17 protein-coding genes are annotated in these 15,985 nt (G+C 68.5%); 10 read left to right on the forward strand and 7 right to left on the reverse strand.

The window, feature by feature from the left end; genetic code table 11:
* Positions 1-38: 38 nt before the first annotated feature.
* From AAHA49_RS04360 to tkt, 3 genes are read right to left on the reverse strand one after another with little or no spacing between them, the layout of a single operon-like run.
* Positions 39-1,655 carry a glucose-6-phosphate isomerase gene (locus AAHA49_RS04360; RefSeq protein WP_342037333.1) on the reverse strand — a complete coding sequence of 539 codons (1,617 nt, stop codon included), beginning with the start codon at positions 1,653-1,655 and terminating at the stop codon, positions 39-41.
* Entirely contained in the window at positions 1,652-2,761 is a 1,110-nt protein-coding gene (tal, locus tag AAHA49_RS04365; protein WP_342037334.1) for a transaldolase, read from the reverse strand. The genes AAHA49_RS04360 and tal overlap by 4 nt, the downstream gene beginning before the upstream one ends.
* Positions 2,758-4,839 (reverse strand): transketolase, encoded by a 2,082-nt coding sequence (gene tkt / locus AAHA49_RS04370; RefSeq protein WP_342037335.1) that lies wholly within the window; start codon positions 4,837-4,839, stop codon positions 2,758-2,760. The genes tal and tkt overlap by 4 nt, the downstream gene beginning before the upstream one ends.
* A gap of 142 nt (positions 4,840-4,981) precedes the next feature.
* Here tkt and AAHA49_RS04375 point away from each other — a divergent pair, with 142 nt between their 5' ends.
* Together AAHA49_RS04375 and AAHA49_RS04380 are read left to right on the forward strand one after the other, a co-directional pair.
* Positions 4,982-5,260, forward strand: coding sequence for a hypothetical protein (locus AAHA49_RS04375; RefSeq protein WP_342037336.1), 279 nt, complete (start codon positions 4,982-4,984; stop codon positions 5,258-5,260).
* Between the two features lie 25 nt (positions 5,261-5,285).
* A complete protein-coding gene (locus AAHA49_RS04380; protein ID WP_342037337.1) occupies positions 5,286-6,272 on the forward strand; it encodes a heme o synthase in 987 nt (328 codons plus the stop codon).
* A gap of 6 nt (positions 6,273-6,278) precedes the next feature.
* On the opposite strand, the gene AAHA49_RS04385 is transcribed toward AAHA49_RS04380, so the two are convergent.
* The 4 genes from AAHA49_RS04385 to AAHA49_RS04400 are packed head-to-tail and all read right to left on the reverse strand — an operon-like array spanning position 6,279 to position 9,301.
* Positions 6,279-6,743, reverse strand: a complete 465-nt coding sequence (locus AAHA49_RS04385) for a VOC family protein (protein ID WP_342037338.1) — start codon at positions 6,741-6,743, stop codon at positions 6,279-6,281.
* A complete protein-coding gene (locus AAHA49_RS04390; protein WP_342037339.1) occupies positions 6,706-7,599 on the reverse strand; it encodes a COX15/CtaA family protein in 894 nt (297 codons plus the stop codon). The genes AAHA49_RS04385 and AAHA49_RS04390 overlap by 38 nt, the downstream gene beginning before the upstream one ends.
* An 8-nt stretch (positions 7,600-7,607) precedes the next feature.
* On the reverse strand, positions 7,608-8,369 hold the full coding sequence (locus tag AAHA49_RS04395) for an ABC transporter permease (RefSeq protein ID WP_342037340.1): 762 nt from the start codon (positions 8,367-8,369) through the stop codon (positions 7,608-7,610).
* Positions 8,366-9,301, reverse strand: coding sequence for an ABC transporter ATP-binding protein (locus AAHA49_RS04400; protein ID WP_342037341.1), 936 nt, complete (start codon positions 9,299-9,301; stop codon positions 8,366-8,368). The genes AAHA49_RS04395 and AAHA49_RS04400 overlap by 4 nt, the downstream gene beginning before the upstream one ends.
* A gap of 144 nt (positions 9,302-9,445) precedes the next feature.
* Between AAHA49_RS04400 and AAHA49_RS04405 the strand changes: the two genes are divergently transcribed.
* The 8 genes from AAHA49_RS04405 to AAHA49_RS04440 are packed head-to-tail and all read left to right on the forward strand — an operon-like array spanning position 9,446 to position 15,976.
* Positions 9,446-10,165 (forward strand): helix-turn-helix transcriptional regulator, encoded by a 720-nt coding sequence (locus tag AAHA49_RS04405; protein ID WP_342037342.1) that lies wholly within the window; start codon positions 9,446-9,448, stop codon positions 10,163-10,165.
* Complete coding sequence (sufB, locus tag AAHA49_RS04410; protein ID WP_342037343.1) at positions 10,162-11,592, forward strand: Fe-S cluster assembly protein SufB; 1,431 nt, start codon at positions 10,162-10,164, stop codon at positions 11,590-11,592. Before AAHA49_RS04405 ends, sufB begins: the two co-directional genes overlap by 4 nt.
* 30 nt (positions 11,593-11,622) lie before the next feature.
* Entirely contained in the window at positions 11,623-12,798 is a 1,176-nt protein-coding gene (gene sufD / locus AAHA49_RS04415) for a Fe-S cluster assembly protein SufD (RefSeq protein WP_342037344.1), read from the forward strand.
* Complete coding sequence (locus AAHA49_RS04420; RefSeq protein WP_339391573.1) at positions 12,795-13,118, forward strand: non-heme iron oxygenase ferredoxin subunit; 324 nt, start codon at positions 12,795-12,797, stop codon at positions 13,116-13,118. Before sufD ends, AAHA49_RS04420 begins: the two co-directional genes overlap by 4 nt.
* A gap of 11 nt (positions 13,119-13,129) precedes the next feature.
* The gene (sufC, locus tag AAHA49_RS04425) at positions 13,130-13,888 is read left to right on the forward strand and encodes a Fe-S cluster assembly ATPase SufC (RefSeq protein ID WP_339391574.1); all 759 of its coding nucleotides are present in this window, start codon (positions 13,130-13,132) and stop codon (positions 13,886-13,888) included.
* Positions 13,888-15,159, forward strand: a complete 1,272-nt coding sequence (locus AAHA49_RS04430) for a SufS family cysteine desulfurase (protein ID WP_342037345.1) — start codon at positions 13,888-13,890, stop codon at positions 15,157-15,159. The genes sufC and AAHA49_RS04430 overlap by 1 nt, the downstream gene beginning before the upstream one ends.
* A complete protein-coding gene (gene sufU / locus AAHA49_RS04435; protein WP_342037346.1) occupies positions 15,156-15,641 on the forward strand; it encodes a Fe-S cluster assembly sulfur transfer protein SufU in 486 nt (161 codons plus the stop codon). Before AAHA49_RS04430 ends, sufU begins: the two co-directional genes overlap by 4 nt.
* Positions 15,641-15,976: a metal-sulfur cluster assembly factor gene (locus tag AAHA49_RS04440; RefSeq protein ID WP_339391577.1), complete on the forward strand. Its 336-nt coding sequence runs from the start codon at positions 15,641-15,643 to the stop codon at positions 15,974-15,976. Before sufU ends, AAHA49_RS04440 begins: the two co-directional genes overlap by 1 nt.
* The last annotated feature ends 9 nt before the right edge of the window (positions 15,977-15,985 follow it).

Below are 15,985 nucleotides of genomic sequence, written 5' to 3' on the forward strand. Positions count from 1 at the left end.
GAGGGCCTCCGTCGTGTGTCTCGCTCGACGCCGTGATCTCAGTCGACGCCGTAGTGGTGGTGCGGCGCGATCTCGGAGACCGCCCGTCGCAGCTGGTCGAGTCCGCGCGCCCGATCGGTGAGGTGGACGCGGAGGACGGGACGCCCCTTCTCCCGCAGTGCCGCGGCATCGCCGAGGGCCTGGGCCCGCTGGAGTTCGGCGAAGCCGTACCCGCGGCCGGGGACGAGGAGTTCGGTGCGCGGGTCCGCCGTGATCTGGAGGAACACCCCGTTGGGGTGTCCGCCCTTGTGGTACTGACCGGTCGAATGCAGGTACCGGGGACCGAACCCGAACGTCGTCTGCACACCCGCATGACGGGAGACCAGCGGCCGCAGATCAGTCGCACCGGCCTCGCCGAGGCGGTCGAGGTACGCCTGGATCCCGATGTAGCCGTACTCGTCGACCTGGTCGAAGAGCTCCCTGAGGGCGCCGACAAGGTCGGTGGCCTCAACCTCCCCGTAGACCTCGACGTCGCCGTCGGCGAACGCCGGGTACTCGCCCTCCTGCGTTCCCGTCTCGAGGGCGGCGCGGGCGAAGGCCTTCGCGGCCTCGACGTCGGGCTGGTCGAAGGGGTCGACGCCGATGCTGTAGCCGGCGATCGCGGTCGCGAACTCCCAGAACAGGAACTGCTCACCGAGGTCGCCGTCGACGACGGCGTTGAACCCCGAGGGGGCGCCGAAGTCGGATTCGGAACCGAGGACGGCGAGCACGGCGTCGGCCCGGGCATCGGCGAAGCCGACATCGGAGGGGCCGCCGACGACGACGGGGAGGATGCCCTGCCCGTCCTTGCCGAGGGACTCGGCGACGAGCTGCTCGACCCAGGCCCCGAGCCCGCGCAGGGCGGGGGAGGTGTCGGCGAGCACCAGCTTCTCCGTCGCCCTGGCGTGCGCGATGCCCAGCCACGTGCCGAAGCGCAGCGCCGGGTTCTCGTCGCTGTCGAGGGCGAGGTCGGAGGCGATGGAGGCCGCGGAGTCGACGATCCCACGGACGTCGACACCGGCGAGACCGGCGGGGACGAGCCCGAACGGGGAGAGCGCGCTGAAGCGGCCCCCGACGCTCGGATCGCCGTGGAACGTCGCCAGGTAGCCTTCCTCGGCGGCCAGCGCGTCGAGTTCCGTGCCCGGATCGGTGATCGCGATGAACCGAGTGGCCGGGTCGATGCCGACGGCCCCGAATGCCGCGGCGAACGCCCGCCTGATCGCATCCGTCTCGATCGTCGTCCCAGACTTCGAGGCGATGACGAGGACGGTGTGGTCGAGGTCGGTGCCGATCGCCTCGGCGACCTGGTTCGGGTCGGTCGAATCGACGATCTCGAGCTCGACCCCGGCCGCGGTGGCCATCACCTCGGGCGCCAGGGAGGACCCGCCCATGCCGGTGAGGCTGATCGACCGCAGACCCTCGGCGGCGAGACGGTCCTGCAGGGCCTCGATCTCGTCGAGCAGCCCGGCGGCGCGGAACGGCAGGTCGACCCAGCCGAGACGGTCGGCGGCGACGGCGGCATCGGTGAACACCGTGCCGTCGCGTTCGGCGATCCGGGAAGGCACCCGGTCGGCGACGAGACGGGCGATCTCGGCGTCGGAGTCCGCTGCGACGGGGACACTCAGTTCGACTCTCATGCGCGCTCCAATGCTCGGCGGATCGTGTCCTGGAGTTCGGCCCAGCTGACGTCGAACTTCTCCAGCCCCTGCGTCTCCAGCAGGGTCATCACCTCGGCGTAGTCGATGCCGAGGCGGGCGAGCTGGTCGAAGACTTCGTCGGCGGCCCGGTAGTCCTCGGTCGAGATCGGGGCCCCGACCTCACCGTGGTCGGCGAAGGCCCGCATCGTCGCCTCGGGCATGGTGTTGACGGTGTCGTCGGCGACGAGACCGGTGACGTACATCGTGTCCGGGTACTCGGGGTTCTTCACTCCGGTCGAGGCCCACAGGAGCCGTTGCGGCTGCGCACCGGCGAGCTCGAGGACGCGGAAGCGTTCGGAGGTGAAGAGCTGGGAGTGGATCTCGTGGGCGAGCACGCAGTTCGCGATGCCTGCGCGCCCGGCGAGCTCCGCGGCGGCGGGATCGCCCAGCTCTGCCAGGCGGGCGTCGATCTCCGCGTCGACGCGGGAGACGAAGATCGAGGCCACCGAGCGGATCGTGCTGAGGTCGTGACCGGCCGCCCGGGCCTTCTCGAGCCCCTGCAGGTACGCCTCGACGACGTGCCGGTACCGGGTGAGGGAGAAGACGAGGGTGACGTTGACGCTGATGCCCGCCCCGATCGTGTCCGCGATCGCGGCCAGGCCCTCCTCGGTGGCGGGGATCTTGATCATCGCGTTCGGTTCGCCCACACGTTCCCACAGGGCCTTCGCCGAGGCGGTGGTCCCGGCGGTGTCGCGGGCCAGCGGTGGGGCGACCTCGATCGAGACGCGGCCGTCGTCACCGTCCGTGGCGTCGTAGACGGGACGCAGCAGGCGCGCCGCGGTGGCGACGTCGGCGGTCGTGAGGGACTCGATCGCCTCGTCGACGGAGGCGCCTGCGGCGGCGAGCTCGTCGAGGCTGCCGGCGTAGGAGTCGGAGCCGGCGATCGCGGTGGCGAAGATCGTCGGATTCGTCGTCACCCCCACGACGTTCATCGTGGTGACGAGGTTCTCCAGGTCACCGGTCTCGAGTCGGGTGCGGGACAGGTCGTCGAGCCAGACGGACACGCCTGCCTCGGACAGTCGGGCAAGGCTGCTCTGCGCGGTCATGCCTCTCCCTTCGCTGCGGCGATGGACTCTTCGGCCGCCTCGACGACGGCCGCGGCGGTGATGCCGAACTTCTCGAACAGGGTCTGGTAGTCGGCGGAGGCCCCGAAGTGCTCGATGGACACCGCGCGTCCGGCGTCGCCGAGGTAGCGGTGCCAGCTCATCGCCGAGGCGGCCTCGACGCTCACCCGGGCTTTGAGGGAACGGGGGAGCACGGCCTCCCGGTAGTCCTCGTCCTGGGCGTCGAACCATTCCTGGCTGGGCATCGAGATGACCCGAGCGACGATGCCCTTGGCATCAAGCTCCTCGGCGGCCGCGAGGGCGAGCTGGACTTCGGAGCCGGTGGCGATGATCGCGACCTGCGGGTCGTCGCCGGTGTCGTGGAGGACGTACCCGCCGCGGGCGGCCTCGGACGCCGGGGCGTACTTCGACCGGTCGAGGACGGGCACGTTCTGGCGGGTGAGGATGAGGCCGCTGGGGCCGTCGGTGCGCTCGAGGATCTTCCGCCACACGACGGAGGTCTCGTTCGCATCGGCCGGCCGGACGACGTCGAGGCCGGGGATCGCCCGCAGTGCGGAGAGGTGCTCGATGGGCTGGTGGGTGGGTCCGTCCTCGCCGAGTCCGATCGAGTCGTGCGTCCACACGAAGACGTTCGGCAGCTGCTGGAGGGCCGCGAGGCGCACCGCGGGCCTCTGGTAGTCGCTGAAGACGAGGAACGTGCCGTTGTAGGGCCGGGTGCCGCCGTGGAGGGCGATGCCGTTGCCGATGAGGCCCGCGGAGAACTCGCGGACGCCGAAGTGGATGTTGCGACCGTACGGGTTGCCGGAGAACGCATCCGTCGACCGGTCGGCCGGCAGGAAGCTCGGCTCGCCCTTGATGAGGGTGTTGTTCGAAACGGCGAGGTCGGCCGAGCCGCCCCAGAGCTCGGGCATGCGCTCGGCGATCGCGTTGAGCACCTTGCCCGAGGCGGCACGGGTGGCCATGCCCTTCTCGTCGGCGTCGAAGACCGGGAAGTCCTCGTCGAGGCCGTCAGGCAGGGTGCGGGTGCGCAGCCGTTCGAAGAGCTTCGCACGCTCGCCGTTGGCGTCCTTCCACGCGTCGAACTTCTCGTTCCAGGCCAGGTGCTCCTCGCGTCCGCGCTCCCGGGCGGTGCGGGCGTGCTCGAGGACCTCGGGTGCGATCGCGAAGGTCTCGTCGGGGTCGAAGCCGAGCAGCTCCTTCGTCGCGCGGATCTCGTCCTCGCCGAGAGCCGAACCGTGCGAGGCACCGGTGTTCCGGGCGTTCGGGGCCGGCCACGCGATGATCGTGGAGAGGCGGATGAAGGACGGCCGCGGGTCGGCCTTCGCGGCTTCGACGGCGCGGTGGAAGGCCTCGATGTCCTCGTGGTACTCGCCGCCTGCGGTGAAGTCGACGTGCTGGACGTGCCAGCCGTAGGCCGCGTAGCGGGCCGCGGTGTCCTCGCCGAAGGCGATCGCCGTGTCGTCCTCGATCGAGATGCGGTTGTCGTCCCAGATGACGAGCAGGTTCGACAGCTCCTGGGTGCCGGCCAGGGACGAGGCCTCGCCGGACACGCCCTCCTCCATGTCGCCGTCGGAGGCGAGGACGACGATCTGGTGGTCGAACGGCGAGGCGCCGGGGGCGGCATCGGGGTCGAAGAGTCCGCGTTCGCGACGGGAGGCCATCGCCATGCCCACCGCCGAGGCGACGCCCGAGCCGAGTGGGCCCGTGGTGATCTCGACGCCCGGAGTGTGGCCGACCTCGGGGTGGCCGGGGGTGAGCGATCCCCACGTGCGCAGCGCCTTGAGGTCGTCGAGTTCGAGTCCGAAGCCTGCGAGGTAGAGCTGGACGTACTGGGTGAGCGAGCTGTGTCCGAGCGAGAGGACGAAGCGGTCGCGTCCGGCCCACGTCGGATCGGCGGGATCGAGGTTGAGTGCGTGATGGTAGAGGTAGTAGGCGACGGGGGCGAGGCTCATCGCGGTGCCGGGGTGCCCGTTGCCGACCTTCTGCACGGCGTCGGCGGCGAGGAGGCGGGCGGTGTCGACTGCGCGGGAGTCGAGGTCTGTCCAGGACAGGGTAGTCATGTCGTCGAGTGATCCTTCACGTCGGGGCGGTGCGTCCACTCAAACTCTACCGCGCGCACCGCGACTCCTCAGGCCCGCGCCGCCGTGTGATATTCCTGGTAGTCACCACATCACGGCGAGTCCGTTCCTCTGCGTCCTCGTCGTGCTCGCCCTCGCGCGCCCAGCCGGCCTCATCTGGTGGACGGCAGTGGTGTACACGGTGCTCGCCGGGGCGTTCGGCGTCTGGGTCGATGTCGACATCATCACACTCGAGGACCCTCTCGCGGGACTCGGGCTCTACTTCCTCGCCCTCGCTCAGTGGATCGTCCTCGTCCCCACGGCCCTGATCGTCGGCCTCATCGTTGTCATCCGGGCGGTTCGGCGTCCCTCGGCGTTCCCGAGCGGCGACAGGGAGACCCGCCGGAGCCCAACTGGAAAATAGTTCGACAGGGGGTAGAATCGGGCGAGTGAGTGATCTTCGTCAGAACCCCGGCACGCAGAGCGAGCGACCTCTGCAGAGGACGATCGACGAAGCGAGACACTCCAAGCGACCCCGCTCGATCATCGGCGCCTACATCGCCCTGACGAAGCCGCGCGTCATCGAACTCCTCCTCGTCACCACCGCCCCGGTGATGTTCCTCGCCGCGAACGGCATGCCGAACCTCTGGCTCGTGCTCAACACCCTCATCGGCGGGGCCGCCGCTGCCGCCTCGGCGTCGGTGTTCAACTGCTACGTCGACCGGGACATCGACGCGAAGATGGATCGGACGAAGCACCGTCCCCTCGTGACGGGGGAGATCTCCCCGCGGGCAGCACTCATCTTCGCCTTCGTCCTCGGCCTCGGGTCGATCTTCTGGCTCGGCGGATTCACCAACTGGGTGGCCGCGGGACTGACCGCGTGCGCGATCCTCCTCTACGCCGTCTTCTACACCCTCGTCCTCAAGCGCCGCACGACCCAGAACATCGTGTGGGGCGGGGCCGCCGGCTGCATGCCGGTGCTCATCGGCTGGTCGGCGGTGACCGGGGGGCTGGCGTGGGAGCCGCTCATCCTCTTCCTCGTCATCTTCTTCTGGACGCCGCCGCACTACTGGCCGCTCGCGATCAAGTACAAGGCCGACTACGACGCCGCCGACGTCCCGATGCTGCCCTCGAAGGTCCCGCCGACCTCGGTGGGCCGGCAGATGATCCTCTACACGTGGGCGATGGTGCTCACCTCGCTCGTCCTCATCCCCGTCGCCCCGATGGGTCCGGTCTACACGGTCGTCGCCGTGCTCGCCGGCGCGTGGTTCCTGTGGTCGTGCTATGCGCTCGTCTCCCGGGCGAAGAAGGGCCTGAACGGCACCTCGCTGCGGGCGATGAAGGTGTTCCACGGCTCGATCACGTATCTCTCGCTGCTCTTCCTCGCCGTGGCCGTCGACCCGTTCGTCACCCCGCTGCTGCCCAGCCTCTGGTGACGGGCGTCAGCCCGCGTCGACGAGCTCGGCGATGACGATCTTCTTCATCCCCATGAGCGCACGCACCTGCGCGTCCCCGGTCATGAGCTCGCCGAGGTTGTCCGGCACGATCTGCCAGCTGATCCCGAAGCGGTCCTTGAGCCAGCCGCACTGCTCGGACTCGGGCACCGCCGACAGCGCCTGCCAGTAGCGGTCGATCTCCGCCTGATCCGCGCATTCGACGGTGAGCGAGATCGCCTCGTTGAAGGTGAACGCCGGTCCGCCGTCGAGGCAGATGAACCGGTTGCCGTCGAGTTCGAAGACGCCCGTGATGACCTTCCCGCTCATGCCAGCGAAGTGCTCGTTCAGGCTCTCGTCGGGATAGCGTTCGATGGAGACGATGCGCGAGTTCGGGAAGACGGAGCAGTAGAACTCCATCGCCTCCTCGGCGCGGTCAGCGAACCACAGGCACGGAACGATCGGCGTCGGCATGGACTCTCCTCGGGTAGGCGCTGTCGAGCACAGCGACACTGGCTGCGATCGTAGCGGAGAGTCCGATCATATGGAATGCCACGAGCACCCACGGCACGCCCGTGAAGTACTGGACGTAGCCGATCAGCCCCTGGGCGAGTTCGACGATGAGGAGCACGACGAGCGGGGCGACCATCGGCGTCCAGCGCTTGCGCGCATAGACCAGCGCGGCGATCGTGGTGATGACGAGCAGCCACACGGGGAAGGCGTGGAACCGGGTGATCCAGACGTTGTCGAGGCCGTTGCGCGTCGAGATCGTCGATCCCGAGTGCGGGCCGGCACCCGTGGTGAGGACGCCGAAGAAGACGACGACGGCGGTGAGGATGAGGATCGCCCAGCCGAGCGCGGGCAGGGGAGAGGGCGCCTTCTCACCCGTGCGCACTCCCGTGTCGTACGTGCGGCGGACGAAGTACGCGGCCACGCCCACGGCGATGGCCGAGGGCACGAAGTGACCGGCGACGACCCACGGGTTGAGCTTCGTCCACACGGTGATCCCGCCCATGACCGCCTGGACCGGGACGATCGCGGTGAGCGCGATGTTGAGCCAGAACAGGTCCGGACGGTCCTTCCGGTGCTTCCACAGGAGGATGAGGATGGCCACGCCGAGGAGGGCGAGAGCGACCGCGAGCGTGCGGTTGCCGAATTCGATGATCCCGTGGAAGCCCATCGCCTTCGTCGGCACGAGCGAATCCGGGGTGCACTTGGGCCAATCCGAGCAGCCGAGGCCCGAACCGGTGAGACGGACGATGCCGCCGGTGAAGATGATGCCGGCCTGGGCGATGAGCATGGCCCAGGCGGCGATGCGGATCCTGTTCACTTGACTCCTCATTCGAAACGGAACCACCTGCGTGCGGCAAGCGTTCCGACCACGCCCCAGACGAGGAGCACGATCATGGCTTTGACATCCCAGCCGTCGGCCAGGCTCGCGCGCATGGCATCGCCGAGCGCGCCGGAGGGCAGATAGCCCACGACGGTGCCCCATTCCCCGGTCCCCGGCAGGACGAGTCCGCCGGCTCCGGCCATGAGCACCCACACGAGGTTGGCCGCACCCAGGGTCGCCTCGGCGCGCAGCGTGCCGGCCATGAGCAGGCCGAGGGAGAGCAGAGCGGCCGTGCCGAGGACGGTGGCGACGATGAGCGGCACCACATGGATCGGCCCGGCGAATCCGAGTCCGCACGCGATCGCGAAGGCGAGCGCGAACTGGAGGACGACGACGCCGATGACGGCGCCGAGCTTGCCGAGGATGAGTCCCGTCGTGCCCAGCGGCGTCGTCGCCAGCTGGGCGAGGACCCCGTAGCGGCGGTCGAAGGCCGTGGCGATCGCCTGCCCCGTGAACGCCGTCGAGGCCAGGCACAGGCCGAGTGTGCCCGGCAGGGCGATGCTCAGGCGGTCCCCGCCTTCTGGGATCGCGCCGAGCGCTTCGAGCAGCGGGGTCGTGGAGAGGAAGACGAGGAGCCCGAGCGGGAGGATGAGGGCGAGGAGGAGCTGTTCGCCGTTGCGGAGGACGGCGAAGGTCTCGAAGCGCGCCTGCGAGAGCACACGGCGGGTGCGCATGCCCGGGCTCGTGGGAACGATGACGGTGCTCATCTCAGCGGCCTTCCCGTGAGATCGAAGAACACCTCGGACAGCGACTGCGACTGCATCGCGATGTCTCCGATGCTCAGGCCCGCCTCGGCGATGACCGTGCACAGGCCCGCGATCGCGGCGCTGTCGAGGTCTCCTGCGGCGATGAGGTGCGTGCCCTGCACCGTCGTCGGGGCCACGGCGCTCAGGGCTGCGGCGAAGCGGCGACCGGCCTCGCTGTCGGGGTCGGGAGCGTCGGGCACCGTGATGACGAGTCGGCGGCCGAGACCCGAGGAGCTGCGCAGCACCTCGGGGGCGCCGCGGGCGATGATGCGGCCGCGGTCGATGACGACGATGTCATCGGCCAGGGCCTCCGCCTCGGTGAGGTCATGGGTGGTGAGGACGACGGCGACACCGGTTGCGGCGAGCTCGCGGATGACGTCGTGGACGACGGCGCGGGCCTGCGGGTCGAGTCCCGCGCTCGGCTCGTCGAGGAAGACGATGCGGGGACGGCCGATGAGGGCCGCGGCCAGAGCCACGCGCTGCCGCTGCCCGCCGGAGAGCCGCCGGATCGATCGGGACGCGAATTCGGGGATGCCGAGGATGCCCGCGATCTCGTCGACCGGTCGCGGATCGGCGTAGAGGGAGGAAAGGTGGCGGAGCACGGCCAGAGGCTTCGCGCTCATCGGCAGGCCGCCGTCCTGGAGCATGACACCGGCGAGCTGAGAGGTCTCCTCGTGCCGGCGGTAGGGGTCGAGACCGAAGATCTCCACGGTGCCCGCATCCGGGCGCCTGGTGCCCACGGCCAGGGAGATCGTCGTCGACTTGCCTGCGCCGTTGGGACCGAGGACGCCGAGCACCGCACCGACCGAAGCGTCGAGGTCGATGCCGTCGACGACCTGGTGCGCCCCGTACGCATAGCGGAGCCCACGGATGGTGAGTGCCGATTGAACCACCCGAACATTCTACGTCCCGTCGAAACCTCACGCCTAAACGGGGCGCCGGAACGGGGGAGTCGGGGAGGGTCGGGAGTTAGGCTCACCTAGTTTTACGAAACAATTTACGCAACAATAGTGTTGTGTTAGTCAAGGAGGTGGAGTATGAGTGCGAACGATGTGGACGAGCGCCGCACCCGGCAGAAGGTGTTCCGTTCCGTCCTCGACGACGGACCCATCACCGCCTCGGCGCTGGCCAAAGGCCTTGAGCTGACCCCGGCGGCGATCCGTCGTCACCTCGACGCACTCGAAGCCGAGGGCCTCATCGAAGTCCGCGGCCTCGCCGGAAAGCAGGCAGGGCGGGGACGCCCGGCCAGGAACTACGTCGTCACCTCACGCGGACACGACGAACTCAGCCGGTCCTACGACGAACTCGCCGTGAGCATCCTCCGGTTCTTCCAGGGCCGGATGGGGCAGGGAGCCGTGGGGGACTTCTCCGACGACTTCGTCGCCCGGCTGCGCGAACGCCTCGGCGGGGAGCTGGAGAAGCGGGGCGGACGCTCCGTGGCCTCCCGGTCCCGGGCTCTGGCCTCGGCGCTCAGTCGGGAGGGCTATGCCGCTTCGGCGACCCCGGTGGCCGCAGGCACCCCGCTCGAGGCGATGCAGCTGTGCCAGGGGCACTGTCCCATCCAATCCGTGGCCGCCGAGTTCCCCGAGATCTGCGAAGCAGAGCTCGCGATGTTCTCGGAGTACCTGGGCGTCGACGTCCGCCGGCTGTCCTCGCTGGCCCACGGCGATCACGTCTGCACGACCCACATCCCGACCTCGGAACTCACCAGGCCACCCATCCACGCAAACGATCGACCTCAAGGAGGTTCACGATGACTGACACCAGCAATCCGATCATCGAAGCGAACCCCGAGCTCAAAGACCTCGGGCAGTACGCTTACGGCTGGCACGACGAGAACGACGCAGGCGCCGCGGCGACCCGCGGGCTCTCCGAAGACGTCGTGCGCAACATCTCGAAGCTCAAGGACGAACCCGACTGGATGCTCCAGCGCCGGCTCAAGGCGCTGAAGCTCTTCGAGAAGAAGCCGATGCCGAACTGGGGCGCCGACCTCTCGGGGATCGACTTCGCCGACATCAAGTACTTCGTGCGCTCGACCGAAGGCCAGGCCCAGTCGTGGGAGGACCTGCCCGAGGACATCAAGAACACCTACGACCGGCTCGGCATCCCGGAGGCGGAGAAACAGCGCCTCGTCGCCGGCGTCGCCGCGCAGTACGAGTCCGAGGTCGTCTACCACAAGATCAACGAGGAGCTCGAGCGCCAGGGCGTGATCTTCCTCGACACCGACACCGGTCTCAAGGAGCACCCGGAGATCTTCGAGGAGTACTTCGGCTCGGTCATCCCCTCCGGTGACAACAAGTTCTCCGCGCTCAACACCGCCGTGTGGTCGGGCGGCTCGTTCATCTACGTCCCCAAGGGCGTCCACGTCGAGATCCCGCTGCAGGCCTACTTCCGCATCAACACGGAGAACATGGGCCAGTTCGAGCGCACGCTCATCATCGCCGACGAAGGCTCCTACGTCCACTACGTCGAAGGCTGCACGGCCCCGATCTACAAGACGGACTCCCTGCACTCCGCCGTCGTCGAGATCATCGCGAAGAAGGACGCCCGCGTCCGCTACACGACGATCCAGAACTGGTCGAACAACGTCTACAACCTCGTCACCAAGCGCGCGATCGCCGAAGAGGGCGCGACCATGGAATGGGTCGACGGCAACATCGGCTCGAAGGTGACGATGAAGTACCCGGCGATCTGGCTGACCGGCGAGCACGCCCGCGGTGAGACCCTGTCGGTGGCCTTCGCCGGTGAGGGGCAGCATCAGGACACGGGCGCGAAGATGGTCCACGCGGCCCCGCACACGCAGTCGTCGATCGTCTCGAAGTCCGTCGCCCGCGGCGGCGGCCGGGCCGGCTACCGCGGTCTCGTCCACGTCTACCCGGGCGCCGAGGGCTCGTCGAACAACGTGCTCTGCGATGCCCTCCTCGTCGACAACATCTCCCGGTCGGACACGTACCCCTACATCGACATCCGTGAGGACGACGTCACCCTCGGCCATGAGGCGACTGTGTCGAAGGTGAGCGAGGACCAGCTCTTCTACCTCATGTCCCGCGGCCTCGAGGAGACCGAGGCGATGGCGATGATCGTGCGCGGCTTCGTCGAGCCGATCGCCCGTGAGCTGCCGATGGAGTACGCCCTCGAGCTCAACCGCCTCATCGAACTGCAGATGGAAGGCGCAGTGGGCTGAGCCCGCTGTCGACCTGCCTAAGGAGAATTTGTGACTGATACTACCAACCCGCTCGGCGTGTCCGAGCACGCCCACGGTGCCGGCGTCCACGTTCCCGACGCCAAGCGCGATGCGCGCACCCGCAGCTTCGACGTCGCGGACTTCCCGGTGCCCACCGGCCGTGAGGAGGAGTGGCGCTTCACACCCGTGCGCCGGCTCTCGGACTTCTTCGCCGACGCCCCCACCGAGGCGGGGCTCACCGTCACCGGTGACCTGCCCGCAGGCGTGACCGTCGAGGAGATCTCCCTGAACGCCGCGCAGGAGCTCGGCATCCTCGAGCCCGAGGATCGCGCGGCGGCCGTGGCGGCCACCCGCACCGGCCACGTCACCCACTACTCGGTGCCCGCGGAGACCGAACTCGACCAGCCGGTCATCATCCACGCCGACGGCGCCGGCACCGATCTGGTCCACGGCCATGTCGTCGTCTCCGTCGGTGCCAACGCCAAGGCGACGATCGTCGTCGAGCACGAGGGACTGGCCCGGTACTCCGAGCTCGTCTCCCTCGTCGTCGGCGACGGCGCCGATCTCACCTTCGTCTCCCTGCAGCTGTGGGACGACGGCTCCCAGCACCTGGGCCAGCATGACGCGATCGTCGGCAAGGACGCGAAGCTCAAGCACATCGTCGTCACCCTGGGCGGCGACGTCGTCCGCCTCAACGCCAACGTCCGCTACTCCGCGAACGGCGGCGAGGCCGAGCTCCTCGGCCTCTACTTCGCCGACGCCGGGCAGCACCTCGAGCACCGCACGTACATCGACCACAACACGGCCAAGGCCACGTCGAACGTCATGTACAAGGGCGCCCTGCAGGGCAAGGACGCACGCAGCGTGTGGATCGGCGACGTCCTCATCCGCCCCGAGGCGCTCGGCATCGACACCTACGAGCTCAACCGCAACCTCATCCTCACCGATGGGGCGCGTGCAGACTCGGTGCCCAACCTCGAGATCGAGACCGGTGACATCGAAGGCGCCGGCCACGCCTCGTCGACCGGCCGCTTCGACGAGGAGCACCTCTTCTACCTCATGTCCCGCGGGATCCCCGAGGACGTCGCCCGGCAGCTCGTCGTCCGCGGCTTCTTCAACGAGGTCATCCAGAAGATCCAGGTGCCCGAGATCGAATCCGTCCTCAGCGAGCGCATCGAGGACGAACTGGCCCGGAGCGTCCTGTGACGATGATCGATGTGGCCGCCGCCGCTGATGTGGCTGTCGGCGCCGCCGTGCGGGTCGACGTGGTGGGTCGTGAGATCTGCCTGGCGCGCGACTCCTTCGGCGTCATCCACGCGATCGACGACCTCTGCACCCACGGCGAGGTGTCCCTGGCCGAAGGCGATGTGGAGGGCTGCGCCATCGAATGCTGGCTGCACGGCTCCCAATTCGACCTCAACACTGGTGCGCCGCTGAGCCCACCGGCCTTCGAACCCGTCGCGGTCTATGCGTGCGAAGAGATCGCCGGCCGCATCCTGCTCGACCCGAACACGACTGTGAACTGAAAAGGATAGACATGTCCAAGCTCGAAATCTCCGACCTGCACGTCAGCGTCAACACCGAGGCCGGCCAGAAGCCGATCCTCAACGGCATCAACCTCGAGATCGACTCGAACCAGACGCACGCCATCATGGGCCCCAACGGCTCCGGCAAGTCGACCCTGGCCTACTCGCTCGCCGGTCACCCGAAGTACGAAGTCACCTCCGGATCCGTCACGCTCGACGGTGAGGACGTCCTCGACATGACCGTCGACGAGCGCGCGAAGGCAGGCCTCTTCCTCGCCATGCAGTACCCCGTCGAGGTGCCCGGCGTCACCGTGACGAACTTCCTCCGTTCGGCCAAGACCGCGATCGACGGCGAAGCTCCGAAGCTGCGCAACTGGACGAAGGACCTCAAGAACGCGATGGAGCAGCTGCGGGTCGATCCCGAGTTCGCGACCCGCAACGTCAACGAGGGCTTCTCCGGCGGCGAGAAGAAGCGCCACGAGATCCTCCAGATGGAGATGCTCAAGCCGAAGTTCGCCGTCCTCGATGAGACCGACTCCGGCCTCGACGTCGATGCCCTGCGCATCGTCTCCGAAGGCGTCAACCGGGTGCGCGAGACCACCGATGTCGGTGTCCTCCTCATCACCCACTACACGCGCATCCTCCGCTACATCAAGCCCGACTTCGTCCACGTCATCGTCAAGGGCAAGGTCGCCGAGGAGGGCGGACCGGAACTCGCCGAACGCCTCGAGAACGAAGGCTACGACCGCTTCCTGTCCTCGGCGGTCTGATGTTCTCCCGGCTGCGCGGTGACTTCCCGATCCTCGATGCCAGGGTCGGGGAGTCCCCGCTGACCTATCTCGACTCCGGGGCGACCTCGCAGAAGCCCGAATGCGTCATCGACACGTTCACGGAGTTCTTCACGCAGCGCAACGCAGCCGTGCACCGGGGCGCGCATTCGCTCGCGGTCATGGCCACCGACTCGTTCGAAGCCGGACGCGCAGCCGTGGCCGGACTCGTCGGCGGCGAGGCCGACCAGGTCGTGTGGACGAAGAACGCCACCGAGGCGCTCAACATCGTCGCACTCGGCATGGACCGGGCCAGCCGCGGCTTCGGCGGGCAGGCGGCGGAGCGCTTCGCCCTGGGCGCAGGCGACTCGATCGTCGTCACCGAGATGGAGCACCACGCCAACCTCGTGCCCTGGCAGCAGCTCGCCCAGGCGACCGGGGCGCAGCTGCGCTGGATCCCGGTCACCGACGCCGGTGAGCTCGACCTGTCCCGGCTCGAGACGATCGTCGACGAGACGACGAAGGTGCTCGCCTTCACCCACGTCTCGAACGTGCTCGGGTCGATCAACCCCGTCGACACACTCGTCGCCCGGGCCAGGGAGGTCGGCGCCTTCGTCGTCCTCGACGCGTGTCAGTCCGTGCCGCACATGCCCGTGGACTTCGTCGACCTCGACGTCGACTTCGCGGCGTTCTCCGCGCACAAGGCGCTCGGGCCCACCGGTCTCGGCGTGCTCTGGGGCAGGGCGGAGCTGCTCGATGCGCTGCCGCCCGTGCTCACCGGCGGGTCGATGATCACGACGGTGACGATGGACTCCGCCGAGTTCATGCCCGCCCCGCAGCGCTTCGAAGCCGGCACCCAGCCCGTGGCCGAGGTCGCGGCCTTCGCGACGGCCATCGGCTACCTCCAGGAGGTGGGCCTTGACGAGGTGTTCGAGCATGAACGCGAACTCGGTCGCCTGCTGGTGGACGGGATCCGGGAGATCCCGGGGATCCGCATCCTCGGCGAGGCCGAGGACCGGATCGGGACAGTGGCGTTCGAGGTCGAGGGCGTCCACGCCCACGACGTCGGCCAGTACCTCGACTCGCAGGGCGTGGCCGTGCGCGTGGGCCACCACTGCGCACAGCCGCTGCACCGCCGGTTCGGGGTGACCGCTTCGACGCGGGCGAGCACGTACCTGTACAACAATGCAGACGACGTCGACCGCTTCCTCACGGCCCTGGCCGAGGTGCGTCCGTTCTTCGGGCTCACCGAGGCGGGACGGCAGGCGTCATGACCACGCAGATGCAGCAGCTCTACCAGCAGGTCATCCTCGACCATTCGCGGTCCCGGATCGGCAACTCCGCCCTGCACGGGGATGCCGCCGCCGGTCCGCACGGATACTCCCACCAGGTCAATCCGACCTGTGGGGACGAGATCGAACTCGAGACCGAACTGACCGCCGACGGCTCCGTGAGCGTGCGCTGGACCGGTGACGGCTGCTCGATCTCCATGGCCTCGGCCTCCGTGCTCACGGAACTCGCGGCCTCGGCGAGCATCACCAAGATGCTTGAGATCGAAGCGGCCTTCCACGAGCTCATGCACTCCCGTGGCACGATCGAGGCCGATGAGGAAATACTCGGCGACGCCGCGGCGTTCCAGGGAGTGTCGAAGTTCCCTGCCCGGATCAAGTGCGCCCTCCTGGCGTGGATGGCGTTCAAGGACGCACTCGCCCAGGCTCAGGCCGGGGCTACGACAGCAGACAACGAGGAGAAGTGATGCCCGAAGTCATTGACGCCCCGCAGAACGCGAGCGTCGAAGAGGTCCGCGAAGCGATGATGGACGTCGTCGATCCCGAACTCGGCGTCAACATCGTCGACCTCGGCCTCGTCTACGGACTCAACGTCGAAGACGACGGCACCGCCGTCATCGAGATGACGCTCACCTCGGCGGCGTGCCCGCTCACCGACGTCATCGAGGACCAGACCGCGCAGTGCCTCGACGGCATCGTGCCGGCCTACCGCATCAACTGGGTGTGGATGCCGCCATGGGGTCCGGAGAAGATCACCGAGGACGGCCGCGAGCAGATGCGGGCGCTCGGCTTCAACATCTGAGGCCGATCG

The sequence above is a fragment of the Brevibacterium ammoniilyticum genome (genome assembly GCF_038429965.1).
GTDB lineage: Bacteria > Actinomycetota > Actinomycetes > Actinomycetales > Brevibacteriaceae > Brevibacterium > Brevibacterium ammoniilyticum.

Coding starts and splice junctions, on each gene's coding strand:
- AAHA49_RS04360 (WP_342037333.1), bottom strand. CDS start 1,655: ATGAGAGTCGAACTGAGTGTCCCCGTCGCAGCGGACTCCGACGCCGAG.
- tal (WP_342037334.1), bottom strand. CDS start 2,761: ATGACCGCGCAGAGCAGCCTTGCCCGACTGTCCGAGGCAGGCGTGTCC.
- tkt (WP_342037335.1), bottom strand. CDS start 4,839: ATGACTACCCTGTCCTGGACAGACCTCGACTCCCGCGCAGTCGACACC.
- AAHA49_RS04385 (WP_342037338.1), bottom strand. CDS start 6,743: ATGCCGACGCCGATCGTTCCGTGCCTGTGGTTCGCTGACCGCGCCGAG.
- AAHA49_RS04395 (WP_342037340.1), bottom strand. CDS start 8,369: ATGAGCACCGTCATCGTTCCCACGAGCCCGGGCATGCGCACCCGCCGT.
- AAHA49_RS04405 (WP_342037342.1), top strand. CDS start 9,446: ATGAGTGCGAACGATGTGGACGAGCGCCGCACCCGGCAGAAGGTGTTC.
- sufB (WP_342037343.1), top strand. CDS start 10,162: ATGACTGACACCAGCAATCCGATCATCGAAGCGAACCCCGAGCTCAAA.
- sufC (WP_339391574.1), top strand. CDS start 13,130: ATGTCCAAGCTCGAAATCTCCGACCTGCACGTCAGCGTCAACACCGAG.
- AAHA49_RS04430 (WP_342037345.1), top strand. CDS start 13,888: ATGTTCTCCCGGCTGCGCGGTGACTTCCCGATCCTCGATGCCAGGGTC.
- sufU (WP_342037346.1), top strand. CDS start 15,156: ATGACCACGCAGATGCAGCAGCTCTACCAGCAGGTCATCCTCGACCAT.
- AAHA49_RS04440 (WP_339391577.1), top strand. CDS start 15,641: ATGCCCGAAGTCATTGACGCCCCGCAGAACGCGAGCGTCGAAGAGGTC.